Origin of the sequence: Herbiconiux liukaitaii (assembly GCF_041927495.1) — a bacterium.
Taxonomy (GTDB): Bacteria; Actinomycetota; Actinomycetes; order Actinomycetales; family Microbacteriaceae; genus Herbiconiux; species Herbiconiux liukaitaii.
In genome coordinates, this window is the sequence record NZ_JBHFHG010000006.1 from 214,245 (window position 1) to 240,227 (window position 25,983).

29 protein-coding genes and 1 tRNA gene are annotated in these 25,983 nt (G+C 70.1%); 23 read left to right on the top strand and 7 right to left on the bottom strand.

The genetic code is table 11. The features are described from left to right. The first annotated feature begins 9 nt into the window (after window positions 1-9). From ACEXQC_RS13410 to ftsY, 5 genes are all read left to right on the top strand, one after another. Window positions 10-81: transfer RNA gene (locus ACEXQC_RS13410), tRNA-Gln, on the top strand. A 37-nt stretch (window positions 82-118) separates the two neighbouring features. Continuing rightward, window positions 119-1,591 (top strand): bifunctional UDP-N-acetylglucosamine diphosphorylase/glucosamine-1-phosphate N-acetyltransferase GlmU, encoded by a 1,473-nt coding sequence (gene glmU / locus ACEXQC_RS13415; RefSeq protein ID WP_374823085.1) that lies wholly within the window; start codon window positions 119-121, stop codon window positions 1,589-1,591. Continuing rightward, window positions 1,592-2,569: a ribose-phosphate diphosphokinase gene (locus ACEXQC_RS13420; RefSeq protein ID WP_374823088.1), complete on the top strand. Its 978-nt coding sequence runs from the start codon at window positions 1,592-1,594 to the stop codon at window positions 2,567-2,569. Continuing rightward, window positions 2,569-2,835, top strand: coding sequence for a mycoredoxin (locus tag ACEXQC_RS13425; RefSeq protein ID WP_374823091.1), 267 nt, complete (start codon window positions 2,569-2,571; stop codon window positions 2,833-2,835). The genes ACEXQC_RS13420 and ACEXQC_RS13425 overlap by 1 nt, the downstream gene beginning before the upstream one ends. Window positions 2,836-2,839: 4 nt before the next feature. Further along, entirely contained in the window at window positions 2,840-3,715 is an 876-nt protein-coding gene (gene ftsY, locus ACEXQC_RS13430; RefSeq protein WP_374823094.1) for a signal recognition particle-docking protein FtsY, read from the top strand. Here the strand turns inward: ftsY and ACEXQC_RS13435 are convergent. Next, entirely contained in the window at window positions 3,712-4,575 is an 864-nt protein-coding gene (locus ACEXQC_RS13435) for an alpha/beta fold hydrolase (protein ID WP_374823097.1), read from the bottom strand. The two genes, ftsY and ACEXQC_RS13435, sit on opposite strands and share 4 nt — an antisense overlap. Window positions 4,576-4,642: 67 nt before the next feature. Then, window positions 4,643-5,770 carry an SDR family NAD(P)-dependent oxidoreductase gene (locus tag ACEXQC_RS13440; protein WP_374823100.1) on the bottom strand — a complete coding sequence of 376 codons (1,128 nt, stop codon included), beginning with the start codon at window positions 5,768-5,770 and terminating at the stop codon, window positions 4,643-4,645. Window positions 5,771-5,857: 87 nt separating this feature from the next. On the opposite strand from ACEXQC_RS13440, the gene ACEXQC_RS13445 reads away from it, so the two are divergent. After that, a complete protein-coding gene (locus ACEXQC_RS13445) occupies window positions 5,858-6,415 on the top strand; it encodes a TetR/AcrR family transcriptional regulator (RefSeq protein ID WP_374823103.1) in 558 nt (185 codons plus the stop codon). Here the strand turns inward: ACEXQC_RS13445 and ACEXQC_RS13450 are convergent. Next, the gene (locus tag ACEXQC_RS13450; RefSeq protein ID WP_374823106.1) at window positions 6,402-7,319 is read right to left on the bottom strand and encodes an LLM class flavin-dependent oxidoreductase; all 918 of its coding nucleotides are present in this window, start codon (window positions 7,317-7,319) and stop codon (window positions 6,402-6,404) included. The genes ACEXQC_RS13445 and ACEXQC_RS13450 overlap by 14 nt on opposite strands. Before the next feature lie 29 nt (window positions 7,320-7,348). Further along, window positions 7,349-8,707: an MFS transporter gene (locus ACEXQC_RS13455; protein ID WP_374823109.1), complete on the bottom strand. Its 1,359-nt coding sequence runs from the start codon at window positions 8,705-8,707 to the stop codon at window positions 7,349-7,351. A gap of 106 nt (window positions 8,708-8,813) precedes the next feature. Between ACEXQC_RS13455 and ffh the strand changes: the two genes are divergently transcribed. Both ffh and ACEXQC_RS13465 read left to right on the top strand, forming a co-directional pair. Beyond that, window positions 8,814-10,391: a signal recognition particle protein gene (gene ffh / locus ACEXQC_RS13460; RefSeq protein ID WP_374823112.1), complete on the top strand. Its 1,578-nt coding sequence runs from the start codon at window positions 8,814-8,816 to the stop codon at window positions 10,389-10,391. 40 nt (window positions 10,392-10,431) lie between these two features. After that, entirely contained in the window at window positions 10,432-11,244 is an 813-nt protein-coding gene (locus ACEXQC_RS13465) for an LLM class F420-dependent oxidoreductase (RefSeq protein ID WP_374823115.1), read from the top strand. On the opposite strand, the gene ACEXQC_RS13470 is transcribed toward ACEXQC_RS13465, so the two are convergent. Further along, entirely contained in the window at window positions 11,241-12,377 is a 1,137-nt protein-coding gene (locus ACEXQC_RS13470; protein WP_374823118.1) for a glutamate--cysteine ligase, read from the bottom strand. The genes ACEXQC_RS13465 and ACEXQC_RS13470 overlap by 4 nt on opposite strands. Before the next feature lie 174 nt (window positions 12,378-12,551). Here ACEXQC_RS13470 and rpsP point away from each other — a divergent pair, with 174 nt between their 5' ends. From rpsP to trmD, 5 genes are all read left to right on the top strand, one after another. Then, window positions 12,552-12,998 carry a 30S ribosomal protein S16 gene (rpsP, locus tag ACEXQC_RS13475; RefSeq protein ID WP_374823121.1) on the top strand — a complete coding sequence of 149 codons (447 nt, stop codon included), beginning with the start codon at window positions 12,552-12,554 and terminating at the stop codon, window positions 12,996-12,998. A 2-nt stretch (window positions 12,999-13,000) separates the two neighbouring features. Continuing rightward, window positions 13,001-13,237, top strand: a complete 237-nt coding sequence (locus tag ACEXQC_RS13480) for an RNA-binding protein (protein ID WP_374823124.1) — start codon at window positions 13,001-13,003, stop codon at window positions 13,235-13,237. Then, on the top strand, window positions 13,230-13,826 hold the full coding sequence (gene rimM, locus ACEXQC_RS13485; RefSeq protein WP_374823661.1) for a ribosome maturation factor RimM: 597 nt from the start codon (window positions 13,230-13,232) through the stop codon (window positions 13,824-13,826). The genes ACEXQC_RS13480 and rimM overlap by 8 nt, the downstream gene beginning before the upstream one ends. 83 nt (window positions 13,827-13,909) lie before the next feature. Beyond that, window positions 13,910-14,827, top strand: a complete 918-nt coding sequence (locus tag ACEXQC_RS13490) for an endonuclease domain-containing protein (protein ID WP_374823126.1) — start codon at window positions 13,910-13,912, stop codon at window positions 14,825-14,827. A gap of 2 nt (window positions 14,828-14,829) precedes the next feature. Continuing rightward, a complete protein-coding gene (trmD, locus tag ACEXQC_RS13495) occupies window positions 14,830-15,531 on the top strand; it encodes a tRNA (guanosine(37)-N1)-methyltransferase TrmD (RefSeq protein WP_374823129.1) in 702 nt (233 codons plus the stop codon). Between the two features lie 29 nt (window positions 15,532-15,560). Here trmD and map read toward each other — a convergent pair whose 3' ends face one another. Continuing rightward, window positions 15,561-16,331: a type I methionyl aminopeptidase gene (gene map, locus ACEXQC_RS13500; RefSeq protein WP_374823132.1), complete on the bottom strand. Its 771-nt coding sequence runs from the start codon at window positions 16,329-16,331 to the stop codon at window positions 15,561-15,563. Between the two features lie 105 nt (window positions 16,332-16,436). On the opposite strand from map, the gene ACEXQC_RS13505 reads away from it, so the two are divergent. The 10 genes from ACEXQC_RS13505 to ACEXQC_RS13550 all read left to right on the top strand — a co-directional run bounded on the left by ACEXQC_RS13505 (window position 16,437) and on the right by ACEXQC_RS13550 (window position 25,256). Further along, window positions 16,437-16,937, top strand: coding sequence for an MFS transporter (locus ACEXQC_RS13505; protein WP_374823136.1), 501 nt, complete (start codon window positions 16,437-16,439; stop codon window positions 16,935-16,937). Window positions 16,938-17,106: 169 nt separating this feature from the next. After that, window positions 17,107-17,454 carry a 50S ribosomal protein L19 gene (gene rplS, locus ACEXQC_RS13510; protein WP_374823138.1) on the top strand — a complete coding sequence of 116 codons (348 nt, stop codon included), beginning with the start codon at window positions 17,107-17,109 and terminating at the stop codon, window positions 17,452-17,454. 87 nt (window positions 17,455-17,541) lie between these two features. After that, the gene (lepB, locus tag ACEXQC_RS13515; RefSeq protein ID WP_374823141.1) at window positions 17,542-18,363 is read left to right on the top strand and encodes a signal peptidase I; all 822 of its coding nucleotides are present in this window, start codon (window positions 17,542-17,544) and stop codon (window positions 18,361-18,363) included. After that, window positions 18,363-19,100 carry a ribonuclease HII gene (gene rnhB, locus ACEXQC_RS13520; RefSeq protein ID WP_374823144.1) on the top strand — a complete coding sequence of 246 codons (738 nt, stop codon included), beginning with the start codon at window positions 18,363-18,365 and terminating at the stop codon, window positions 19,098-19,100. Before lepB ends, rnhB begins: the two co-directional genes overlap by 1 nt. Before the next feature lie 12 nt (window positions 19,101-19,112). Beyond that, complete coding sequence (locus ACEXQC_RS13525) at window positions 19,113-19,436, top strand: DUF2469 domain-containing protein (protein ID WP_291043932.1); 324 nt, start codon at window positions 19,113-19,115, stop codon at window positions 19,434-19,436. 132 nt (window positions 19,437-19,568) lie between these two features. Then, window positions 19,569-19,934 (top strand): YraN family protein, encoded by a 366-nt coding sequence (locus ACEXQC_RS13530; RefSeq protein WP_374823148.1) that lies wholly within the window; start codon window positions 19,569-19,571, stop codon window positions 19,932-19,934. Next, window positions 19,931-21,463: a YifB family Mg chelatase-like AAA ATPase gene (locus ACEXQC_RS13535; protein ID WP_374823151.1), complete on the top strand. Its 1,533-nt coding sequence runs from the start codon at window positions 19,931-19,933 to the stop codon at window positions 21,461-21,463. Before ACEXQC_RS13530 ends, ACEXQC_RS13535 begins: the two co-directional genes overlap by 4 nt. Continuing rightward, window positions 21,460-23,193, top strand: coding sequence for a DNA-processing protein DprA (gene dprA, locus ACEXQC_RS13540; protein ID WP_374823154.1), 1,734 nt, complete (start codon window positions 21,460-21,462; stop codon window positions 23,191-23,193). Before ACEXQC_RS13535 ends, dprA begins: the two co-directional genes overlap by 4 nt. A 102-nt stretch (window positions 23,194-23,295) precedes the next feature. Beyond that, window positions 23,296-24,207 carry a phosphodiesterase gene (locus tag ACEXQC_RS13545; RefSeq protein ID WP_374823157.1) on the top strand — a complete coding sequence of 304 codons (912 nt, stop codon included), beginning with the start codon at window positions 23,296-23,298 and terminating at the stop codon, window positions 24,205-24,207. A gap of 107 nt (window positions 24,208-24,314) precedes the next feature. Then, window positions 24,315-25,256, top strand: coding sequence for a tyrosine recombinase XerC (locus tag ACEXQC_RS13550; RefSeq protein ID WP_374823160.1), 942 nt, complete (start codon window positions 24,315-24,317; stop codon window positions 25,254-25,256). Here ACEXQC_RS13550 and ACEXQC_RS13555 read toward each other — a convergent pair. Next, entirely contained in the window at window positions 25,204-25,914 is a 711-nt protein-coding gene (locus ACEXQC_RS13555) for a murein hydrolase activator EnvC family protein (RefSeq protein WP_374823163.1), read from the bottom strand. The genes ACEXQC_RS13550 and ACEXQC_RS13555 overlap by 53 nt on opposite strands. Window positions 25,915-25,983: the final 69 nt, after the last annotated feature.

Here is a 25,983-nt window from a genome sequence, read left to right on the forward strand (position 1 = left end):
GAGCGGCGATCCGCCTTGGTGTAATGGCAGCACGACAGCCTTTGGAGCTGTTAGGTCTAGGTTCGAACCCTGGAGGCGGAGCGGCTTTCGCCGCAGCTGAGCACGGAAGAGGAATGCAATGACCGACGCCCGACTCGCGATCATCGTCCTGGCGGCCGGCCAGGGCACCCGGATGAAGTCCGCGACCCCCAAGCTCCTGCACGAGATCGCCGGAGTGCCGCTCATCGGCCACGTGCTCGCCACCGCGGGGCGCCTCGATGCCGCCTACACCGTGAGCGTGGTGCGGCACGAGCGCGACCGCGTGGTCGAGGTCATCCACGACCACTTCCCCTCCTCGCTCGTGGTCGACCAGGACGAGCTGCCCGGCACCGGCCGCGCCGTGGAGCAGGCCCTCACCGCGCTGCCCGCCGACTTCGACGGCGACGTGCTCGTGGTCTCCGGCGACGTGCCGCTGCTCGATGCCGCCACCCTCACCGAGCTCGTCGCCGGTCACCGGGCCAGCGGCGCCAAGGCCACCCTGCTCTCGGCCGAGCCGGACGACGCCACGGGCTACGGCCGCATCGTGCGCACCGCAGACGGCATGCTCGACCGCATCGTCGAGCAGAAGGATGCGACCGATTCCGAGCTCGCCCTCCGCGAGATCAACGCGGGCGTCTACGTGTTCGGCCTCGCCGAGCTCCGCGACCAGCTCGCGCAGGTCACGACCGCCAACGCTCAGGGCGAGAAGTACCTCACCGACGTGATCGGGCTGCTCCGCAGGGCCGGATCCGAGGTGGCCGCCGTGCCCGTCTCCGAGTCGTGGCTCGTCGCGGGCGTCAACGACCGCGCCCAGCTCTCCGAGGCCGCGGCCAAGCTCAACGCGCTCATCGTGCGGGGCTGGCAGCTGCAGGGCGTGACGGTACAGGATCCGGCGACCACCTGGATCGACCTCAAGGCGAGCCTCGCCGCGGATGTCACGCTGCTCCCCGGCACCCAGATCAAGGGCGCCACGAGCATCGCGAGCGGCGCCGTCGTGGGCCCCGACACCACGCTCGTGGACTGCGAGGTCGGCGAAGACGCAGTGGTCAAGCGCACCGACGCCACCCTCTCCGTCATCGGGCCGCGCGCTACCGTGGGGCCCTTCGCCTTCCTGCGCCCCAACACCGTGCTCGACGAGGACGGCAAGATCGGCACCTTCGTCGAGACCAAGAACTCGCACATCGGCGCGGGCAGCAAGGTGCCGCACCTCTCCTACGTGGGCGACACCGAGGTGGGGGTCGGCTCCAACGTGGGGGCGGGCACGATCACGGCCAACTACGACGGCGTGAACAAGCACCGCACCCACGTGGGGTCGCATGTGCGCACCGGATCGCACAACGTGTTCGTCGCCCCGGTTAGAATCGGTGACGGCGCTTACACGGGTGCAGGCACGGTCGTCCGCAAAGACGTTCCGGCCGGTGCCCTCGCGATCAGCGTGGCGCCGCAGAGGAACATGACCGGCTGGGTCGAGACGAACCGGCCGGGGTCGGATGCGGCGACGGCGGCGCGTTCCGCAGGGCACGACGAATCAGGGCACGACAGGGCCGAATCGGCCGAACAGAGCGGAGAATAGGTGTCCGGAATCAAGGCCAGCGGTGAGAAGAGCCTCGTCCTCGTCTCGGGGCGAGCACATCTGAAGCTGGCGCAGGACATCGCGGCCGAGCTCGGCACCGACCTCGTCGAGACCGAAGCGCGCACGTTCGCCAACGGTGAGCTCTACATCCGCTACGGCGAGAGCGTGCGCGGCAGCGACGTGTTCGTGCTGCAGTCGCACACCGCTCCCATCAACGAGTGGCTCATGGAGCAGCTCATCATGGTCGACGCCCTCAAGAGGGCCTCCGCCAAGCGCATCACGGTGGTGGCGCCCTTCTACCCCTACGCCAGGCAGGACAAGAAGGGCCGCGGTCGCGAGCCCATCTCCGCCCGCCTCGTGGCCGACCTGTTCAAGGCGGCGGGGGCCGACCGCATCATGTCGGTCGACCTGCACGCCGCGCAGATCCAGGGCTTCTTCGACGGCCCCGTCGACCACCTCTTCGCCATGCCCGTGCTGCTCGAGCACATGCGCAAGTCGCTCGACTCCGCCACCCTCACCGTGGTGTCGCCCGACATGGGTCGCGTGCGCGTGGCCGACATCTGGAGCGACAAGCTCGGTGTGCCGCTGGCCATCATCCACAAGCGCCGCGACCCGCGCGTGCCGAACCAGGTCTCGGTGCACGAGATCGTCGGCGACGTGAGCGGCCGCGTGTGCCTTCTCGTCGACGACCTCATCGACACCGGCCGCACCATCGTGGCGGCCGCGGAGGCGCTCAAGGCCAACGGCGCCACGGGCGTCGTGGTCGCGGCGACGCACGCCGTGTTCTCGGATCCGGCCACGAGCATCCTGCAGTCGGAGTTCATCGACCAGGTCGTGGTCACCGACACGCTGCCCCTGCCGCCCGAGAAGCACTGGGACCGCCTCACCATCCTCCCCATCGCCCCCCTCATCGCCCGAGCCATCCACGAGGTCTTCTCCGACGGCTCGGTCACCACCATGTTCGACGGAGACGCCTGATGGCCGACATCGCCACCTTCACCCCCGCAGCGGGGTCCATCACCATGTTCTCGACCACCTGGTGCGGCTACTGCGCCCGGCTCAAGACGCAGCTCGACAAGCAGGGCATCGGCTACACCGAGGTCAACATCGAGGAGGTCGAGGGCACCGCCGAGCTCGTGGCCTCGGTCAACGGCGGCAACCAGACCGTGCCCACCGTCGTCTTCCCCGACGGCTCGACCGCCACGAACCCCTCCGCTCGTGAGGTCGCCGAGCGGGTCGGCTGACCCCGTGGCCGACCGCACCCCCTGGTCGCTCTCGGGTGCCCTCAGGGGCATGTTCCAGAAGCGCACCATCGACGCCGACACCTGGGACGACCTCGAAGACGCGCTGCTGAAGGCCGACTTCGGGCCCACCGTCACCGAGCAGGTCGTCGACGACCTGCGGGCGAAGGTGCAGCGCTACAACACGACCGACCCTCGCGACCTGCAGCGCATGCTGCGCGAGTCGATCGAGGAACGGCTGTCGAAGTACGACTCCACGCTCAAGCTCACCGAGCGCCCCGCCGTGGTGCTCGTGGTGGGTGTGAACGGCGTGGGCAAGACCACGACGATCGGCAAGTTCGCCCGGTTCCTCAAGACCTACAACCGCACGGTCGTGGTCGGCGCGGCCGACACCTTCCGCGCCGCCGCCGTCGAGCAGCTCGCCACGTGGGCCGAGCGCGCGGGTGCCGCCGTGGTGCGGCCGCAGCACGAGGGCCAGGATCCCGCCTCCGTGGCGTTCCAGACCATCGAGATGGCGAAGCGCACGGGCACCGAGATCGTCATCATCGACACCGCGGGCCGGTTGCAGACCAAGGGCGGGCTCATGGACGAGCTCGGCAAGATCCGCCGCGTCATCGAGAAGCAGGCGCCGGTCGCCGAGGTGCTGCTCGTGCTCGACGCCACGACCGGCCAGAACGGTCTCGCGCAAGCGGATGCGTTCATCCAGCACGCCGGGGTCACCGGCCTCGTCATCACCAAGCTCGACGGCTCGGCCAAGGCCGGCTTCGTGCTGGCGGTGCAGGAGAAGACGGGCATCCCCATCAAGCTCGTGGGCCAGGGCGAGGGAATCAACGACCTCACGGGCTTCACGCCCCACGTGTTCGCCCAGAATCTGGTCGGCTAGAGAACCTTCGGCACTCGTTCGAGGAACGTCTTCAGGAGGGGGATGACCTGGGGGTGCCTCGGGGTGTCGCCGTGGGAGGCGGCGTCGAGGGTGTGGAGCTCGCTGTGGGGGAGGAGCGAGTGCACGTGCTCCGCCGCTCTCAGGCGCTCGGTGTCCCTCGTGCCCGCGAGGAGGAGAAGGGGCATCGAGAACGCCGCGATGTCGGCGTCGGGCACCCTCGGATCGCCGTCGTTCGCCCGCATGTAGGCCGCGAGAGCCGCCGGGTCGTTGGCCTCGAAGGCCTGGCGGGTGAGCGGATCGAGCGGATGGCCGGATGCCCGCTCCCACCCGGCCAGGAACCCCGCCATCCCCCCGTGCTCGAGCGCCTGCACCGTGCCCTCGAAGAACACGCGGTCGAACGCTCCGCGGCCGGTGCCTGGCGCTCCCCCCAGGCTCGTGAAGCTCGCCAGGCGCTCGGGGTGCGATGCGGCGAGCGAGAAGCCCACACGCGCGCCGAGCGAGTAGCCGAGGTAGTGCGCCCGCTCGATCCCCGCGGCGTCGAGTACGGCGAGCACGTCGCCCACGAAGCGGTCCATGGCGTAGGACGCCTCGTCGTGGAGTTTGCCGCTCCGGCCGTGACCGCGCAGGTCGAGGGTCACCACGGGGCGGTCGGGGCTCAGCGCCTTGAGGTAGCCGAAGCCGCGCCAGATGGCCTGCGAGAGGGCCGTGCCGTGCACGAGCACGATCGGGGTCGCCTCCGGGGCGGGGATCGGGCCTGTCTCCGAGCCTTCGTTCGACCGCGCAGCCTCGGCCGTGCCCGTCGCCGCCGTCACCCGATAGGCGATCGTCACGCCGTCGGCCGGGTTCGTGGTGGTGTCCATTCCCATCACGCTACCCGGCCCCCGCGCTGCCCGGCCCCACCGCGCTGCCCGGCCGGCCGCCGCGAGGTCAGGCCACCGACCAGCCGCCGTCCGAGGGCAGGATGACGCCGTTGACGTTCACGCCGTCGTCGCTCAGCAGGAAGGTGATCGAGGCGGCCAGGGCATCGGCCTCCACGGCGTCGGGCAGGATCGCCATCGCCTGGCGCACGCGCTGGGCGCCGAGCGGTGAGGCGAACGTGGCCTCGATGTTCGTGATCGTGGGGCCGGGCGCCACGGCGTTCACGCGGATTCCGCTCGGCCCGTACATGAACGCGCTGCTCTTCGTGAGCCCCGCCACGGCGTGCTTCGACGCCGTGTAGGCGACGCCGGCGGCCGACCCGCGGAGGGCCGCCTCGGAGGCGGTGTTCACGATGGAGCCGGCGCCCTGCGCGAGCATGGCGGGGATCACCGCACGCATGAGCTTCATGGTGCCGTCGACGTTGATGGCGAAGACGCGGCTCCAGACGGCGTCGGTGACCTCGCCCACGGGGGTCATGTCGTCCATGATGCCGGCGATGTTCGCGAGACCGTCGATCCGCTCGCCCGCTGCGGCGACGATCCCGGCCACGGCGGCATCGTCGGTGATGTCGGCGACGACGGTCTCGATGGCGGCTGCCGGATGCGTGGCCACGACCTCGGCCTTGAACTCGTCGAGGCGCTCGGCCGAGATGTCCACCGCTATCACCCTGCCGCCCTCCCGGGCGAGGCGCGAGGCGGTGGCGCGGCCGATGCCGGAGCCCGCGCCCGTGACGATGATCGTCTTGCCGGCGAATCGGCCGGAGTCGATCCGCTCGACCCACTCGGGACTCTCGACGGGCACGACGCCCACCTCGGTCGCGCCGGCCGCGCCGGCCGCGCCGGCCGCGCCGGCCCCGCTGGCCGCGTCGGGCACGTCGTCCACCTGGGTCGCGTCGGCCGCGTCCGGCACCTCGCCCGCGGCCACTCGTGCGACGAGTCCATCCACGATCTCCTGGCTGAACTGGCCCTTGCTGAGCTTCACGAGCCGCTTGAGGGCGAGCCGACGCACGGGCCGGAGCGCATCCGCATTCTGCCCGGACTGTGCCAGCAGATCGCGCAGCACGGGCCCGCCCACGGGGTGGTCGAGCCAGGTGGCGATGGAGTCGTCGCCGCTGAGGAGGGTGGGGGAGGAGGCCATGGGTGGGGTCGCTTTCTGGTCGGATCGCGGCTCCGTCGGTCGCCGAGCCGCCTACCGGACAACATTGTCCGCAAGTAGGCTACACCCGTGACCGTGGCGCCGAAAGAGAACCGGGGCCCGAGTGCCGGGCCCGCCAATCGGCGCGCGCTCGTGGCGGCGGCACGGGAGATCTTCACCGACACGGGCTTGCACGCTCCGCTCAGCGCGGTCGCCAAACGAGCGGGCGTGGGCCAGGGCAGTCTCTACCGGCACTTCCCCGATCGCATGAGCCTGGCCGTCGCCGTCTTCGACGAGAACATCGAGCAGCTCGAGCGGGTCGCCGAGGCGCCGGAGTCGACGCTCGACGACCTGCTCGCCCGGGTGACCGAGCAGGCGCTCGTCTCCAAGGCGCTCATCGAGCTCGTCACCGCCGACCCCGAGGACGAGCGGGTGGCGCACCTCGGCACGCGTGTGCAGGCCGTCGTCGACCTCCTCGTGGAGCGCGACAAGGCGGCCGGCCGCATCGGCCCTCAGGTCGCGGGCGCCGATGTCATGCTCGCCATCTCGATGCTCGCGGGTGTGCTCGGCCGCACCCCGCAGGCCGACCGCGCCGAGGTGGCCCGCCGCGCCTGGTCACTCTTCCACGCCGCCTTCAGGGGCGCGTGACCACCCGGGCGACGGCCTCCTCGAACGCGGCCTCCGTGCCTGCGTAGATGCCCTCGGCGCGCGGCCAGTGGCTGATCACGTCGGTGAAGCCGAGCGCCTCGGCCCGCCCGCACGAATCCTCGTAGGCGTCGGCGCTCTCGAACGAGAACAGCCCACCCGAGTCGAGCGAGAGGTAGCGGTCGACGGCCAGCGGATCGCGCCCGCTCGCGGCCACCGCCTCGTCGAGGCGCGCCGAGAGCTGCTCCACCTTGCGCCACCACTCGTCGCCCACGAGTCCGTCGCCACCGGTGGTCACCCACCCGTCGGCGATCCGCGCCACGAGTGCGAGCCCCTTCGGCCCGTTCGCCGCGAGCACGAACGGCATCCGCGGTGCCTGAGCGGGAGTCCCCACCATGCGGGCCTCCCTGGCCGTGTACCAGGAGCCCTCGAACGAGAACCCGCCGGCGCCGGCACCGGCACCGGGTTCGTCCAGCTCCGTCCCGTCCTCGAACCGGAGCAGCGTGTCGAGGGCCTCCACGAACTCGGTGAAGCGGTCGTGGCGCTCCCGCGGGCTCAGCTCGGCCTGCCCGAGCACGAAGGCGTCGAACCCCGTCCCGCCCGATCCGAGACCCGCGATCACGCGCCCTCCCGCGATGTCGTCGAGCGTCGCGAGCTCTTTGGCGAACGGCACGGGGTGCCGGAAGTTGGGTGACGCCACGAAGGTGCCGAGCCGCATGCGCTCGGTCACGAGTGCCGCGGCGGTGAGGGTGGGCACGGTGGCTCCCCACGGTTCACCGGCGAGCGATCGCCAGCTGAGGTGGTCGTAGGTCCAGGCGTGGTCGAAGCCGAGCTCCTCGGCGCGCACCCACTTCTGCCGGGCCGCCGGCCAGGAGTCCTGGGGCAGGATGACGATTCCGTGTCGCATGCGCCCAGTGTGCCAGCCCCCACCGACGCTCAGGCCCGGCGCGCCTCGGCCTCGTCGAGCTCGAGCCCCTCGGCCAGCTTCTCCCTGGCGCCCACGGCCGTGAACGACCCGGTCGCCGTCATCGACCCGGCCATCCGATCGCCAGGCCCGAACTCCAGCCGCAGCCGTGGCCGGATCCGCAGCCGGGCATCCCGGTAGACCACGAGCCACCCCACCCCGATCCCGAACGCCACGACCCCCGCCAGCGCGGCCACCCCGAGCGCCCACCGCGGCCCGAACGTGTTCGCCACGGCCCCGATGAGCGGCGCCCCGACCGGGGTCCCGCCCATGAAGATCGCCATGTAGAGCGCCATCACCCGCCCGCGCATGCGCGGATCCGTCGTGGTCTGCACGGTGCCGTTGGCCGTGGTCATGAGGATCTGCCCGGCGAACCCGATGAGCACGAGCGCCCCGGCGAACAGCCACAGGCTCGGCGCCAGCGCAGCCAGCAGAGCGCACACCCCGAAGGCCGCGCACGCCACGAAGACGAGCCGCAGCCGGGGCTTGTCGCGGCTCGCCGACACGAGCGCGCCCGCCACCGACCCCACGGCCATGACGGCCGTGAGCAGTCCGAACCCGGCGGAGTCGAGCCCGAACTCGATCGTGGCCATGGTGGAGGTGAAGATCGCGTAGTTGAAGCCGAAGGTGCCCACCACGAAGACGATCACGAACACGATCATCAGGTCGGGCCTGCCCCGCACGTAGCGGAACCCCTCCAGCAGCTGCCCCTTCTCCCGAGGCGCCCGCTCGGCCGGCCGCAGCCGCGACGGGCGGATGAAGCGCAGCGAGACGAGCACGGCCGCGAAGGTCGCGCCGTTGACCACGAACACCCAGCCGGCCCCCATCACCACCACGAGCACTCCCGCGATCGCGGGCCCCACGGTGCGCGCCGCGTTGAACGAGGCCGAGTTGAGCGCCACGGCGTTGCCCACGTCCTTGCCCGACACGAGCTCGGAGACGAACGTCTGCCGCACGGGCGCGTCGATCGCCGAGGCGATGCCGAGCAGCAGGGCGAAGGCGTACACGATCCACAGCTGCGCGAGCCCGGTCACCACGATGATGCCGAGGGCGAGCCCGAGCACACCCATCGCCGCCTGCGTCACCATGAGCGTGCGTCGGCGGTCGAAGCGGTCGGCGATCAGCCCCGAGATCGGCACCATGAGCAGCTGCGGCCCGAGCTGCAGGGCCGTCGTGATGCCGAGGGCCACGGCGTCGTGATCGGTGAGATCGGTGAGCACGATCCAGTCCTGGGCCGTGCGCTGCATCCATGTGCCGATGTTCGACACCAGAGCGCCCGCGAACCAGATGCGGTAGTCGATGCTCGCGAGCGAGCGGAACATCGCGCTCACAGCTCGGTCGCAGTCATAGTTCTCATCCGCTAACTAGTATCGCACGACCCGTGATGCCCACGCCCTTCAGCGAGCACATCGCCGGAGCGGTTAAACTGTGCGCACGATGGCTACTTTTGGAAATCTCTCGGACAGGCTCGCCGAAACCTTCAAGAACCTCCGCACGAAGGGCAAGCTGAGCCCCGCGGATGTCGATTCGACGGTCCGCGAGATCCGCCGCGCCCTGCTCGACGCCGACGTCGCGCTCGACGTGGTGAAGGAGTTCACGGGCAAGGTGCGCGATCGCGCGCTCGGCGACGAGGTCAACAAGGCGCTCAACCCCGCCCAGCAGGTGGTGCAGATCGTCAACGAGGAGCTCGTGCAGATCCTGGGCGGCCAGCAGCGCCGACTCGAGTTCGCCAAGCGGCCGCCGACCGTCATCATGCTCGCCGGCCTCCAGGGTGCCGGCAAGACGACCCTCGCGGGCAAGCTCGCGAAGTGGCTCGCTAAGGACAACCACACGCCGATCCTCGTGGCCGCCGACCTCCAGCGCCCCAACGCCGTCAACCAGCTGCAGGTCGTGGGCGGCCAGGCGGGTGTGCCCGTCTTCGCGCCCGAGCCGGGCAACGGCGTGGGCAACCCGGTCAAGGTGGCCAAGGACTCCATCAAGTTCGCGATCGACAAGCAGTACGACACGGTCATCATCGACACCGCCGGTCGTCTCGGTGTCGACGCCGACATGATGAAGCAGGCGGCAGACATCCGCAAGGCCGTCAATCCCGACGAGGTGCTCTTCGTCATCGACGCCATGATAGGTCAGGACGCCGTGGCCACGGCCCGCGCCTTCCAGGAGGGCGTCGACTTCACGGGAGTCGTGCTCACCAAGCTCGACGGCGACGCCCGCGGTGGTGCCGCCCTCTCGGTGGCCTCGGTCACGGGCCGCCCCATCATCTTCGCCTCCACGGGCGAGACGCTCGACGATTTCGAGCCCTTCCACCCCGACCGCATGGCCTCGCGCATCCTCGACCTGGGTGACATCCTCTCGCTCATCGAGCAGGCCCAGTCGGCGTTCGACGAAGACGAGGCGCGTGCGGTCGCGGAGAAGTTCGCCACCGACTCGTTCACCCTCGACGACTTCCTCAAGCAGATGCAGCAGCTGCGCAACGTCGGCTCCATCAAGAAGATGATGGGCATGCTCCCGGGCGCCGGCGGCCTCAAGCAGCAGCTCGAGAACTTCGACGAGAAGGAGATCGTGCGCACGGAGGCCATCATCCAGTCGATGACCAAGGCCGAGCGCGCCAACCCCAAGCTCCTCAACGGATCACGGCGCCTCCGCATCGCGCGCGGTTCCGGCATGACCGTGACCGACGTCAACTCCCTCGTGCAGCGCTTCGAGCAGGCCTCGAAGATGATGAAGACGGTCGCGAAGGGCGGCATGCCCAACGTGCCAGGCATGGGCCCCATCCCGGGTGCAGGCTTCGGCGGCGGCCGCGGCAAGCAGCAGGCCAAGAAGAAGAGCGGATCGCGGTCGGGCAACCCGGCCAAGCGTGCGCAGGAGAACGCCCTGCGCGCCTCGGGCGAGAAGCCGGCGATCGCCGCGGGCAACGGGGGAGGGGCCGGCTTCGGCCTCGGCTCGAAGGCCGCGGACGGCACGCAGAACCCGAGCCCCGAGGAGCTCGAGGCACTGCAGCGCTTCCTGCGTTGAGAGGAGGGCGAGAGGCAGCTCGCATGCTTATGCTGACAGCATGACGACTCCCTCCCGCCCTGTGCGCATCGGCGTGCAGATCGCTCCTCAGCACGCCGACTACCGGACCATCCGCGACACCCTCGCCGCCCTCGAAGACCTCGGCGTCGACATCGCGTTCAACTGGGACCACTTCTACCCGCTCTCGGGCGAGCCCGACGGTCTGCACTTCGAGGGCTGGACCATGCTCGCCGCCTGGGCGGAGCAGACCTCCCGCATCCAGTTCGGGCCGCTCGTGACCTGCAACAGCTACCGCAACCCCGACCTGCTGGCCGACATGGCCCGCACCGTCGACCACATCAGCGCCAAGAACCTGGGCGACGAGGGCCGGCTCGTCTTCGGCATCGGCTCCGGGTGGTTCGAGCGCGACTACGACGAGTACGGCTACGAGTTCGGCACAGCCGGGCAGCGGCTCGATGCGCTCTCCGAGGCCCTGCCCCGCATCGAGGCGCGCTGGGCGAAGCTCAACCCCGCTCCCACGCGCGACATCCCGGTGCTCATCGGTGGCGGTGGCGAGAAGAAGACCCTGCGCATTGTGGCCCAGCACGCCGACATCTGGCACTCCTTCTCGGATGTCGAGACCCTGCAGCGCAAGCTCGTCGTGCTCCGCGAATGGTGCGACAAGGTCGGCCGCGACTTCTCCGACATCGAGATCTCCACCGGCACGCGCGGTGCCGATGGCAAGGCCAAGGAGCAGCTCGACGAGCAGCTCGAGAACGGGGTGACGCTCTTCACTCTCGGCATCACGGGCCCCGACATCGACCTGCAGGGCGTGAAGGACCTGGTGGCCTGGCGCGACGAGGTGAGCGGCTAGCCCGTCAGACCGTTCCTGAGCTCCTTCGTGAGGGAGGCGACCACCGCCCGGAGGCTGCCGCCGTTCTGCTCGGCCACACGCAGCTGGCGCTGGTAGCTGGCGCCGTTGTCGAGGATGAGGTTGACCTGGTCGAGCTCTGCGGCGCAACCGAGCCGTTCGGCGACCGGGGCGAGGCGCTCGAGCTCGCCGCGCACCGCATCCGTCACGAGCTGCTCGTCGCCCGAGGAGTTGAGGATGATCTCGGCCTCCATGCCGTACCTCGCCGCCCGCCACTTGTTCTCGCGCACGAACCACGGCTGCATCGTGGGCAGCTCCTCGCCGGCGTCGAGCCGCTCGGACATGTCGTCGACGAGGCACTGGATGAGCGCAGCGACCGCGCCGATCTCCTCGGGGCTCGACAGGCCGTCGCACGCGCGCATCTCCACGGTGCCCCACTGGGGGCTCGGGCGGATGTCCCACCGCACCTCCGTGTGATCGCTGATCACGCCGGTCTTGAGGAGGTCGTCGACGTACTCCTCGTAGTTCGCCCAGCTGCCGAACTGGTAGGGCAGGCCGGCGGTGGGCAGCTGCTGGAACATGAGCGCCCTGTTGCTCGCGTATCCCGTGTTCACGCCGCCCCAGAACGGGCTCGACGCACTCAGCGCCTGCAGGTGCGGGTAGTAGTTGAGCAGCGAGTTCACGATGGGCAGTGCCTTCTCGCGGTCGTCGATGCCGACGTGCACGTGGATGCCCCAGATCATCATGTTGCGACCCCACCACTGGGTGCGGTCGATGAGCTTGTGGTAGCGCTCCTTGTCGGTGACGGTCTGCTCGAACCACTGGCCGAAGGGGTGGGATCCGGCGCACATGAGCTCCACGTCGAGCGGATCGGTGATGGCCCGCACCTCGGCGAGCTGCCCCTGGAGGTCGGCCACGGCGTCGGCCACGCGGTGGTGCACACGGGTCACGAGCTCGACGGTGTTGAGCAGCAGCTCGCCCGTGATCTGCGCGTGAGGCGAGCCGTCGGACCCCGAGAGAGCCTCGAGCACCTCGGCCGCCACCGACACCAGATCACCCGAGCTCTGCTCCACCAGAGCGACCTCCCACTCGATCCCGAGGGTGGAGCGCTCCGAGTCGGTGAACCTGATCTCCATGCACTGCCTTCCAGAATTACCGCTTCGAGCGTGTTGTCTGTCAGAATAGCCAGTCGAGTCTGTTCTCGCCCGACCCTCTAATCTGGCGGGCAGATTCCCCTAGAGCTTTTGCCGAGTGTGCCCCCACGCTCACGGCTGTCAGTTCGCCCACCGAATACATCACACAGGAGAATTGTGGCTGTCAAAATCCGTCTGAAGCGCCTCGGCAAGATCCGTGCGCCCTACTACCGCATCGTCGTCGCCGACTCGCGCACCAAGCGCGACGGTCGCGTGATCGAGGAGATCGGTCAGTACCACCCCACCGAGGAGCCCTCGGTCATCAAGGTCGACTCCGACCGCGCCCAGTACTGGCTCTCCGTCGGCGCGCAGCCGACCGAGCAGGTCGCCGCGCTGCTCAAGCTCACGGGCGACTGGGGCAAGTTCAAGGGCGACAAGGACGCCGTGTCGACCGTGCGCGTCAAGGCCGAGAAGGAAGCCTTCGTGGCCGACGAGAAGAAGAAGCCGGTGCTCAAGCCCAAGGCAGAGCCGAAGGCCGCTCCCGTCGAGGCACCCGCGGAGGCTTCGGCCGACGCTGAGGCCACCGACGCTCCGGCTGCCGACGACGCCGCGGACAAGGCCTGACCTTGCTCGCTCCGGCTCTCGAGCACCTCGTCAAGGGCATCGTCGACAATCCTGACGACGTCCACGTCGTGACGAAGAGCTCCCCGCGCGGCGAGGTCCTCGAGGTTCGTGTGAACCCCGACGATCTCGGTCGCGTGATCGGTCGTTCGGGTCGCACCGCCAAGGCGCTGCGCACCCTCGTGGCCGCGCTGGCCGATGGCAAGCGCGTGCGTGTAGACGTGGTGGACACCGATTACTGAGAACAAGAAGACCCAGTTGCGAGTGGGTCGCCTCACGAAGGCCCACGGCCTCAAGGGTGCGATCAAGCTGGAGCTGTTCACCGACGACCCGGAACGACGCTTCGTTCCGGGCGCGGTGTTCAGCCTCCAGGTCCCGACCAGCTCGCCGTGGCACGGCAAGACGCTGGAGCTCTCCGAACTGCGGTGGTACAACAGCCACCCGGTCGGCTTCTTCGCGGGTGTCTCCGACCGCTCGGCGGCCGAGGCGCTCGTGAAGGCGATCCTCTGGATCGACCTCGAGGCCGGTGACGACACCTCCGATGAGGAGGACGCCTGGTACGACCACCAGCTCGTGGGGCTCCGTGTGGAGCGCGACGGGGTGCAGGTCGGAACGGTCAAGCTCGTCGAGCACTTCCCCGCGCAGGACCTGCTGATCGTCAAGACCGACGCGGGCGAGGTGATGGTGCCCTTCGTGAAGGAGATCGTGCCGTCGGTCGACCTCGCGGCGGGCATCGTGACGGTCACGCCCCCGGCGGGCCTCTTCGAGGAGCTCCCCGACGACCCGGACGAGCCGACCGCGCCCGCGGAGCCCGAAACTCCCGGTAAGTAACAGAATGCGAGGGACCGACGTCATATACGGCGTCGGTCCCTCGCATTTCTGTACTTATCGGGACGCATGCCACAATACCGAGCATGTCTCACGTCCGTGACCACCTGAGCACCCACGGTGGAGTCGCCTCGACGGCCAGCCTCGCCCTAGCGGGCTTCCCCGCGGCGATCATCGACGAAGAGGTCCGCCGCGGCTCGATCCTCCGCCTGCGTCGGGGGTGGGTCGCCCTTCCCGACGCCCCGACCGACGTGGTCCAGGCGGTCCGAGTCGGCGGCCGCCTCAGCTGTCTGTCCGTGCTGAAGCGCGAGAACGTGTGGTGCCAGCGGGATTCGCGCCTGCACATCCGCGTCCCGTCGAACGCCCAGAAACTCTCGTCGCCGCACGACCGCCGCATCCCCCTCGGCCGACCCGAGCGCTTCGGCATCGCCCTCCACCGTTCGCACCGCGCCACCCTCGCCGAGCCCGACGGTCCCGTCGACACCTTCACCTGGGCGCTCCTGCACTCCATCACGTGCCAGCCCCGCGACGACGCGATCGTCACCCTCGACTCCGCGCTCCACTCCGGCCGCATCACCCGCGTCGAGCTCGAGTTCCTCGCCGAGTACCTGCCCGCCAAGTTCCGCGCCTACCTCGAGCTCACCGACCCGAATGCCGCCTCCGGTCTCGAGACGAAGGCGCGGCTCGGCCTGCACAGCTGCAACATCCCGTACCGCTCCCAGGTGCAGATCCCCGGCGCTGGCCGCGTCGACATCCTCATCGGCGACCGCCTCGTGCTCGAGGTCGACGGCCGCGAGTGGCACTCGGGCGCCACCGCCTACGCGCGTGATCGCGGCCGCGACCTCGCGCTCGTCGAGACCGGTTACCTCGTGCTGCGCCTCAGCTTCGACCAGGTGATGGGGGAGTGGCCGCGGGTGATCGCGGTCATCCGGGCGCTCGTCGGCCGGCAGGAGCACCGCTGGTCGGCCCGCCACGTGAAGGAGGGGCTCGCCGTTAGGCTCTGAGGATGCGCATCGATGTCGTCACGATCTTCCCCGAGTTCTTCGACGTGCTCGACATCTCCCTCCTCGGCAGGGCCCGCCAGACGGGCATCCTCGAGGTGGCGGCGCACAACCTCCGGGAGTTCACGCACGACCGTCACCGCACGGTCGACGACACCCCCTACGGAGGCGGCGCCGGCATGGTGATGAAGCCGGAGCCCTGGGGTGAGGCGCTCGACAGCATCCTCGAGGCGCCAGGGACGAGCTCCGAGGCGCCGGTCGTCATCTTCCCCTCGCCCGCGGGCACGGTCTTCACGCAGAAGATGGCGCGCGAGCTCGCCCAGCGCGAGCACCTCGTGTTCGGCTGCGGCCGCTACGAGGGCATCGATCAGCGGGTGTTCGACCATACCGCCGCCCGCGCCGAGGTGCGTCTCGTGAGCATCGGCGACTACGTGCTCAACGGCGGCGAGGTCGCCGTGATGGCCATGATCGAGGCGATCGGACGGCTCATCCCCGGGGTCGTCGGCAACCCCGAGAGCCTCGTGGAGGAGTCGCACGAGGACGGCCTGCTCGAGTACCCGAGCTACACCAAGCCCGCGGTCTGGCGCGAGCTCGAGGTGCCGCCGATCCTCCTGAGCGGCAACCACAAGGCCATCGACACCTGGCGCCGCGACCAGCAGCTCGAGCGCACGCGCCGGGTGCGGCCCGACCTGCTGCCGCCGGAGTAGCTCAGCCCCGAGCGGTCAGCCCCGGGCGGTCAGCCCCGGGCGGTGAGGATCAGCGGCCCGTCCTCCGTGATCGCCACGGTGTGCTCCATGTGCGCGCCCACCGATCCGTCGGCCGATCGCAGCGTCCAGCCGTCCTTGTCGGTGTAGATCTTGTCGGTGGTCTCGAGGAACCACGGCTCGATCGCGATCACGAGCCCCGCCCGCAGCGGCAGTCCGCGCCCGGCGCGACCCTGGTTCGGCACGTGCGGGTCGCCGTGCATCGTGCGGCCCACGCCGTGACCGCCGAAGTCGGTGTTGATGCCGTAGCCGGCCGCGCTGGCGACCTCCCCGATGGCTGCGGAGATGTCGCCGAGGCGTCCCCCCGGCTGAGCGGCCGCGATGCCGGCGGCGAGAGCGGCGGTCGTGACCTCGATGATGCGGGTGTCCTCCGCCGAGCGCGGCGTGCCCACGATCACGGTGAGCGCCGAGTCCGCGACCCAGCCGTCGACGGAGGCGGCGAAGTCGAGGCTCAGCACGTCGCCGTCACGCAGCGCGTAGTCGTGGGGGAGACCGTGCAGCACGGCGTCGTTGACGCTCGTGCACAGCACCTTGCCGAAGGGCGAGGCACCGAACGAGGGGTGGTAGTCGATGTAGCACGACTCAGCGCCGCGGGCCTTGATCATGTCGTGCGCGATCTTGTCGAGCTTCAGCAGGTTGACCCCCACGGCGGCGCGTGAGGCCAGTTCGGTCAGCACCGACGCCACGAAGGCGCCCGCCGGCCGCATCTGCTCGATCTCGGCCGGGGTCTTGAGCTCGATCATCCTGAATCCCTTTCACGCACGGCGGGCGCACGGTGACGGCACCCATGAAGACCCTATACACCCGAGTCACAGGCAACATGCGGAGAGCCTCAATACTCTGGAGGGGTGCTGATCCGTCGTGCGTTCTTCTACTGGCAGTTTCCTGCCGCGGTCATCCTGCCCGCGTGGATCCTCGTCGGCTGGGGCGTCTTCGCGGCGACCGGGTGGCAGATCATCGGCCTGATCGTGGGCGTCATGATGCTCACGGTCGGCATGCTCGCCACCGCCGGCCTCATCTTCGCGCGCAAAGACGTGCGGGCCGCGAAAGCCGTCTCGTGGCTCGACGTCGCACTGCTCGTGGTGCTGCAGGGCCTCGTGATCGCGGTCGGCTTCTTCACCCCCGCCACGGCCATCCTCGGCACGCTCTCGATCGTGGCGCTCATCGCGCTGTTCTGGTCGAGCGTGCTGCAGCTGGTCGTCGAGACCCGCAAGCGGGTGCGCTCGGCGATCGCGGGATTCGAGGAGCAGGCGACCCGCATCCAGAACCCTCAGCGGCCGGCGCGGATCGACGGCGAGTACATCGTGATCGAGACCACGGGCGACGCCCGCACCCCTCCGCGCATCTAGCGGACCGTCGCACGCGAGGCTCCTTTGCGGGGTAGGACGCATCTGTGACATAATTACCCCTTGTGCCACGGCCCGGCTCTGCCACAGGGGAGCCAGCGTTCATCGGGCACATCATCTTTTGACAACGAAGCCGTGCTCGACCTGTGGCGGGTACAGATTGCGAACAACCATGCATATCCTCGACTCAGTCGATGCGGCGTCGCTCCGCAGCGACATCCCCGACTTCCGTGCCGGCGACACCGTCAAGGTGCACGTGAACATCATCGAAGGTACGCGCTCGCGTATCCAGATCTTCCAGGGCGTCGTCATCGCTCGCAAGAACGAGGGCGTGCGCGAGACCTTCACGGTCCGCAAGGTCAGCTTCCAGGTCGGCGTCGAGCGCACGTTCCCCGTGCACTCCCCGGTCATCGACCACATCGAGATCGTGACCCGCGGCGACGTGCGCCGCGCCAAGCTGTACTACCTCCGCGCCCTCCGCGGCAAGAAGGCCAAGATCAAGGAGAAGCGCGACGCGTAGCCTCCGAATTCACCGCGTGCAGCGCAGGCGGTGAGGGCATTCCTGAGCTCCCGGCCACTACAGTGGTTCGGGAGCTCAGGCGGTTAAATGACAGACATCACAGCCCCCCATGACGGGGTGCCCTCATACGATCACGCCGAGGGCGAAGAGACCGCCGAACAGCGGCGTTCGAAGCGGCAGCGCAGCGCGTGGCTCTTCGCACGCGACCTGCTCATCATCTTCGTGGTGGCCCTGCTCGCCTCGGTGCTCATCAAGACGTTCCTCGTGCGGTCGTTCTACATCCCCTCCGGGTCGATGGAGAACACGCTGCAGGTCAACGACCGCATCCTCGTGAACCAGCTCGAGCCCGGCATCATCCCACTCGAGCGCGGCGACGTCGTGGTGTTCAAGGATCCGGGTGGCTGGCTCCCCGCCGTCGCCGAGCCGCAGAAGGCTCCGCTCGCAGCCGCCCTCGACTGGTTCCTCGAGGGAGTGGGTCTGGCCGCCGACGACGCCAACGACCACCTCATCAAGCGTGTCATCGGCCTGCCGGGCGACCACGTCGTGTGCTGCAACGCGCTCGGCCAGATGACCGTGAACGATGTGCCCCTCGACGAGGCCGCGTACCTGAAGCTCCCCGATGGCGTCTCCGCGGTCTCGCAGGACCCGTTCGACGTCGTCGTGCCCGAGGGTTCGCTCTGGGTGATGGGAGACAACCGCTACAACTCCGCCGACTCGCGCTTCAACCAGGATCAGCCGGGCCGCGGCTTCGTGCCCATCGACAACGTGGTGGGGCGTGCCGTGCTCGTGACCTGGCCTGTCGATCACTGGACCTGGCTCGACAACTTCGGCTCGGTCTTCACGTCGGTGCCGGATGCGACCGACGCGGTCGAGCCCGCCCCCGCGCCCACCACGTCGGGCGGCGAGTAGTGGCGGTCGCCGACCCCACTCTGCGGCTCGAGCGTGCGATCGTGCGGAAGGGTGCGCCCGGTGGCTCGGATGCCGCGGCTGGTGGTCTTGACGGCGCCGTGCCCGCCCACAGCGGGCTCGTGATCGGCTGCGACGAGGTGGGCCGCGGGGCGCTCGCCGGCCCGGTGGCCGTGGGGCTCTGCGTCATCGACGTCCGCCGCACCCGATCGGTGCCCGCCGGACTGCGCGACTCGAAGATGCTCTCCGAGCCCCGCCGCGAGGAACTCGCCCCGATCGCCGCCTCCTGGAGCCTCGCGAGCGCCGTGGGCTACGCCTCGGCCGAGGAGATCGACAGGCTCGGCATCAGTGCGTGCCTCGGGCTGGCGGGCAAGCGCGCGCTCACCGACCTGCACGCCGCGGGTGTGGATGTGATGGCCGCCACGATCATCCTCGATGGGCACTGGGACTGGCTGAGCCCTGCGCTCACGACGCCGCTCAGCATCCGCACCCAGGTCAAGGCCGACCGCGACTGCGCGTCGGTGGCGGCGGCATCCGTGATCTCGAAGGTGGCTAGGGACCGTCTGATGATCGGGCACGACCCGGCGCATCCGCACTACGGCTGGGTGCGCAACAAGGGCTATGCGAGCGAGCAGCACCGCGATGCGCTGCTCGAGCGCGGGGCGTCGGAGCTGCACCGGCACACCTGGCTCACCAAGCTCTTCGCCGACCCGTCCCGAGCCGACGAGTCTGCGGCTTAGACTGGAGCCACGATGGACGAGGACGAATTCGAAGACTACGACCGCGAGGTCGAGCTGGCGCTGTACCGCGAATACCGCGACGTCGTCTCGCAGTTCAAGTACGTGATCGAGACCGAGCGCCGCTTCTACCTCGCCAATGAGGTCGAGCTGGCCCGTCGCGACACCGAGCACGACTTCTACTTCGAGCTGACCATGACCGATGTGTGGGTGTGGGATGTCTACCGCTCCGACCGGTTCGTGAAGTCGGTGCGGGTGCTGACCTTCAAAGACGTGAACGTCGAGGAGCTCTCGAGCAAGGACTTCGAGCTGCCCAAGGAGCTCGCGCTCGACGAGTAGTCGTCGCTTCTGGCGCTAGGGCGCCTCTTTGCGGCTCCTCCACAGGCGGAGCGCTCTTCTCCTCTCTCCACAGATCTCCGCCCTGCGGCCCTTTGCGCTTCTCGCGCGCGCATCCTGGTCGCGGAGGCAGCTATGAAGGAGAAAGACGCCCTGGGGCGGCGCGGTGAGGGCATCGCGGCGGAGCATCTGGCGAACGCGGGGTTCCACATCGTGGAGCGCAACTGGCGGTGCCCGGTCGGTGAGATCGACATCGTGGCGCGCGACGGGCCCGAGCTCGTGGTGGTCGAGGTCAAGACGCGGTCGTCGGTGGCCTACGGGCATCCGTTCGAGGCCATCACGCCCGCCAAGCTCAAACGGCTGCACCTGCTCGCTGCGGCCTATCTCGCGGCGCATCCCGAGCTGCGGTCGGTGCGCACGCGCATCGACGTGCTCGGGGTCATCGCCCCCAGCCGCGGTGGTGCGGCGCCGAGCGTCGAGCATCTGCGGGAGGTGCAGTGATGGTGGCGCGCACGCTCTCGGTGGCGCTGCTCGGCATGTCGGGCGCTGTCGTGGAGGTCGAGGCGCACATCGCGGATGCGATCCCGGGCTTCCAGCTCATCGGGCTCCCGGATGCGGCGCTCTCCGACGCGAAGGACAGGGTGCGTGCCGCCGCGGCCAACGGCGGGAGCCCGCTGCCGGCGAAGAAGATCGTGGTCAACCTGTCGCCCGCGGCGCTGCCCAAGCACGGCTCCACCTACGACCTGGCGATCGCCGTCGCGGTGCTCGCGGCCGACGGGTGCATCGACCATGCGGCCATCGCCGACGTCGTGCACCTCGGTGAGCTGAGTCTCGATGGGCGGGTGCGACCCATGCAGGGAGTGCTGCCCGCCATCGTGGCCGCGCGTGCCGCCGGGCACCGGCGCTTCGTGGTGCCTCGGGGCAACGAGGTCGAAGCGCAGCTCGTGCCCGACGTCGAGGTCACCACCGTGGCGTCGCTGCGGGATGCGCTCATCCTGCACGGTGCCGCGCTCGAACCGCAGGAGCTCGAGCCGCTCGTACTCAAGGCCGCTCCCGCTCCCGAGCCGGTCGCCGGCGATCTCGCCGACGTCGTGGGCAATCCGGATGCGGTGGAGGCGCTCGTGGTGGCCGCGGCCGGTGCGCATCACCTGTTCCTCCTGGGGCCGCCCGGCGCGGGCAAGACCATGCTCGCGCATCGCCTGCCGGCGCTCCTGCCCGATCTCTCGCCGGAGGAGTCTCTCGTGGTGACGTCGCTCACCTCGCTCGCGGGTCGCACGCTCGACGGGCTCGTGGTGCGTCCGCCGCTCGAGAGCCCGCACCACACGTCGTCGGCGGCCGCGCTCGTGGGCGGGGGGTCGAAGATCATCCGTCCGGGTGCTGCTGCTCGTGCCGCGCACGGGGTGCTCTTCCTCGACGAGGCGCCCGAGTTCGCGGCGTCGGTGCTCGACGCCCTCCGGCAGCCGCTCGAGTCGGGAACGATCACGATCCACCGCGCGAGTGCCGTCGCGCACTTCCCCGGGCGCTTCCAGCTCGTGCTCGCGGCCAATCCGTGTCCGTGCGGGCAGCACGGCACCTCCGACATCGCCTGCGTGTGCACGTCGATCGCGCGGCGGAGGTATCTGGCGAGGCTCTCCGGGCCGTTGCTCGACCGGGTCGACCTGCAGCTGCGGGTCAACCGGGTCACGACGGCTGCGATCCGCCTGGCGGGGGAGCCCTCGCACGAGACCACGGCCTCTGCTCGACTGCGGGTGCAGGGGGCGCGCGAGGTGGCGGCGGCGAGGCTCGCGAACACGCCGTGGCGAACCAATGCGGAGGTGCCGGGGTCGTGGTTCCGGTCGGGGGCGCGGCGGTTGCCGGTGGCGGTCACTGCGCCCATCGACCGTGCTCTCGAACGCGGCACGCTCACGATGCGCGGCTACGACCGCGTGCTGCGTGTGGCGTGGACGTTGGCCGATCTCGACACGGCATCCGCGCCCTCCGCCGATCACATCGGGCGTGCGCTCTTCCTTCGCAAGTCGGTGTCGACATGAGGCTGCACAACTTAGACCGTGCGCGCGTCGAGGCGGCCGTGCGGGCGGTCACGGATCCGGCCGTGCGATCGCAGCTGCAGATGCACACCCCGTCCGAGCGCGAAGCGCCGGCCGATGCCGCAGAAAGATCTGAGCCCGCCGCCGTGGGGGATGTCGTCCTGGTCCCGCATCCCGGTGCGGAGACCGCACCTGAGGTCCCGGCAGCCGACGAGTCGATGGCGGCCGACCCATCGGGGTCGGCTTCATCGTCGCTCGACGGTGGAAGAGGCGTCTCCTCGGTGGAGGGATCGGCCGCGGGTGCCGGTTCGGCGGCGACTGCCGGATCGAAGGGGGTTCCGTCGTCGTTCGATGGTCGCGGTGACGTCTCGTCGGTGGAGGGATCGGCCGTGAGCGCCGGATCAGCGGCGGCGGCTACGTCATCCGGTCAAGCTGGCGGCGAGGCCTCGGCGTTGGCAGGGGTCGCCTCGGTGGCCGAGCGGTTCGCTCGGGCGGCGTGGTCGTGTCTCGTGGAGCCGGGGGACGTGGTCGCCGGGCTGCTCGTCGGCGAGTTCGGGGCGGATCGGGCGCTCTCGATGCTCCTCGAGCGGATGCCGCCCGACGCGTGGTCCGCCGCGTTGCCGCCCGACATCCGGGCCGAGCTGTCGACGGCGGAGATCGCGACGGCTCTGGAGCGGTGGAGGCCTCGCCTCTCGTCGACGATTGTGCTGAACGCGCTGACCGCTGCGGCCCACTGCGGCGCCCTCCTGGTCGTTCCCGGGGATCGCGGCTGGCCGGCGGGGCTCGACGACCTCGGGCCTCACGCGCCGCTGGCCCTCTGGGTGAGGGGCGATCTCGCGCACCTCGTCGATCCGTCCGGGGCGATCGCCCTCGTCGGATCGCGCGACGCCACGAGCTACGGCGACCACATGGCCATGGATCTGGCCGCCGGCCTCAGCGACCGCGGCTTCTCGATCGTCTCCGGTGCCGCCTACGGCATCGATGGCATGGCGCACCGAGCCGCCCTCGCGTCGGGCAGCGGCACCATCGCGTACCTGGCCGGGGGAGTCGACCGCCTCTACCCGAGTGGGCACAGCGACCTGCTGCGTCGGATCATCGCCTCGGGTGCCGTCGTGTCGGAGCTGCCGTGCGGAGCGGCGCCGACCCGGTGGCGCTTCCTCCAGCGCAACAGACTCATCGCGGCGACGGCGGGGGCGACGGTGGTGGTGGAGGCCGGGCATCGCTCCGGCTCGCTCAACACCGCTGGTCACGCTGCGGCGCTCGGTCGGCCGCTCGGTGCGGTTCCCGGGCCGGTCACGAGCGTCAACTCGGCCGGATGCCACCGCCTCCTGCGTGAGTACGACGCCGTGTGCGTGACGTCGGCGGAGGAGGTCGCCGAGCTGGTGAGGGGCCGGCCGACCCCTCAGCCGACGCTGCTCGATGGGGTGGATGGCGGTGCCGTCGAGTCAGCCGGGGTGGCGGACGCTTCGGGACGGACTTCCGCACCGATCGCCGATACAGCCGTGGCATCTTCGGCCGGAGCCGATGCCCAAGCCAGAGGTGGAGCGGCGCGAGGACGCGACTCCGGGCGGGCTGGGCGGGTGCTCGATGCGCTCAGCCGTCGGGCGGGGAGGAGTGTCGACGATCTGGCGCGGCGATCCGGGCTGTCGCCCAAGGAGGTCCAGGCGGTGCTGGGGGCCCTCGCCATCGAGGGCGCCGCGCGGGAGGCGCTGTCCGGGTGGCTGCGCTCGTGAGGCGCAGGCCGTCATCCCGCGTTCATCGGCCGTTCTCCTCGAGGCCGGTCGCCCGGAGGGCGGCGACCCGGCCGCGACGGTGGGTTCTGAGAGACTGGGGTCATGTCCCAGTACGGCGAGCCTCAGCACACGATCGTCCACATCAGTGACACGCACTTCCTCGCCGACAGGAAGCCGTTGCACGGCGCGATCGACACCGATGCCACCCTCACCCGAGCGCTCGCCCAGCTCGAGGAGTCCGGCATCAGGCCGGAGGCGCTCGTGTTCACGGGCGACATCGCCGATCTGGGGGAGGGTGACGCCTACCGGCGCATCCGGGCTCTCGTCGAACCGGCGGCGGCTCGACTGGGCGCCGAGGTGCTGTGGGTCATGGGCAACCACGACGACCGGGCGCGCCTGCGCACCGAGCTCCTCGACGAGCAGCCGATCACCGACCCGGTGGTGTCGAGCATCATGCTCGGCGGGCTGCGGATCATCGCCCTCGACACCACGGTGCCCGGCTACCACCACGGCGAACTCTCCGCGGAGCAGCTGCAGTGGCTGCGCGACGAACTCGCGCAGCCCGCCCCGCAGGGCACCATCGTGGCCCTTCACCACCCGCCCGTGCCGACCACGCTCCCGCTCATGCCCATCCTCGAGCTGCAGCGCCAGCACGAGCTCGAGGCCGTGCTCACCGGCACCGATGTGCGGGCCATCCTCGGTGGCCACCTGCACTACTCCACCACGAGCACCTTCGCGGGCATCCCCGTCTCGGTCGCCGCCGCTACCTGCTACACCATGGATGTCGCGGGTCCGAAGGGTGCGCTCCGGGGGCTCGGTGGTGGTCAGTCATTCTCGATCGTCGACGTCTACGACGACCGGGTCGTGCACTCGATCATCCCGATCGGTGAGTTCCCCATCGTCACGTCGTTCGACAGCACCTTCGTCGACCGCGTCTATGCCCTCCCCGACGCCGAGCGCCTCGACGCCTTCTCCCGCCAGGTCCCACCCATCTCCCCACCCCTCCCGTCCTGACGCCCGCCAGGCCCTGCCCTCCTGCCCGGGGCTCAGCCAGTGCTTGGAGTGCGGGTGGAGCCGCGCGGGAGGTGAGCCGGGTGCGGGGGAGGGGGCATGCTGGGGTGGTGAGGATTGCGGAGGCGCGGGACGAGTACGACCGGTATCTGCGGCTCGACCGGGGGTACTCCGGGCACACCGCTCGGTCGTACGGGGCCGATCTCGCCGATCTCGAGGCCTTCGCGGCCGAGCGCGGGGTGGAGGACGTCGACGGGCTCGATCTCGAGCTGTACCGGGACTGGCTGTGGGCCGCCTCTCAGCGGGAGCTCGCGAAGTCGACCCTCGCCCGACGATCGGCCAGCGCGAAGACCTTTTCAGCCTGGCTTCGGCGCACGGGCGTGATCGAGATCGATCCCGCTGTGCGACTCCGTGCACCGAAGCCGGATCGCAGTCTGCCGCGCGTGCTCTCCGACGACTCCATGAACGAGGTGCTCGACCTGCTCGAGACCGCTGCCGCTGAGGGGGACCCCATCGCGCTGCGGGACCGCGCCGTGGTTGAGCTGCTCTACGCATCTGCGCTGCGAGTGTCTGAGCTCGTGGGCATCGACATCGACGACCTGGACCTCGATCGGCAGACCGTGCGCGTAGTGGGCAAGGGATCGAAGGAGCGGGTCGTACCGTTCGGGATCCCGGCCCATCTCGCCATCACCGACTACCTGGCCCGCGCCCGCCCAGTGCTCGCCGAACGAGCCGCGACCGCCGCCGCGCCTGCGGTCGCTCGGGTCGCTCGGGCCGGGGCTCTGCTGCTGGGGGTGCGCGGGGGGCGGCTCGGCACGCGGTCGGTGTATCAGCTCGTGGCCCGCCTGCTCGAATCGGTGCCGGGGTCAGGGCCCGCGGGCCCGCATGCACTCCGGCACACGGCCGCGACGCACCTGCTCGACGGCGGCGCCGACCTTCGCGCCGTGCAGGAGCTGCTCGGCCATGCGAGCCTCGGCACCACCCAGATCTACACCCACGTCACGGCGGAACGCCTCCGCGCCACCTACAGCGCCGCCCACCCCCGAGCCTGACCGCTCGCCGCCTCCAGGCCGCGTCTGCGCCCCTGCCTGCGTGGAGCGAGGTGGTGGGTGGCCTGGATGGGCATGGTGGGGGCCCCTGCGGGGAGCGAGGTGGTGGGCGTGGTTCGCGCCGGGCGGGGAGTCGTGGGGTGGGGTTGAAGGGTGTGGCGGCGGTCGCTGATGGGAGGAGCACTGCGCGGGGGACTGTGCCCAGGAGGAGGCGGGGGTTGATGTAGTCGGCGTGGAGGCGGGCGCCGAGGTGGAGGCAGCGGGTGGCGCAGTGACCGCCGGTCGTCACGGTGCCGATGGGCTGACCGCGTGCCACCAGGTCACCGGCCGCCACGAGCGGCTGCACCGGCTCGAGCGTCGACCGCAGGCCGTCGGTGTGGTCGATGGAGATCAGCGGGCGGTCCACGACGGTGCCGGCGAACGCCACCACGCCGTCGGCCGGCGCCAGGACCGGCACCCCTGGAAGAGCGGCCAGGTCGAGCCCTCGATGGCCGGCGCCGTATCGGGTAGCGGGCGCTTGATACTCCGCGATCACCTCGCGGCGGCCCTCGATCGGCCATTCCCACTCGGTTCCAGCAGCCGACTCCCCAAGTGGTGTGGGTGCACCCGCCACCAGCGCGAGGACCAACCCGAGGGCCGACAGCGACGCGGTGAACATCATGCTCACAGGATGCGACTGCCCTCTGCCCGGCGCCGCGACCACGGGCGGATCGTGGAGAGCGGGTCGTTC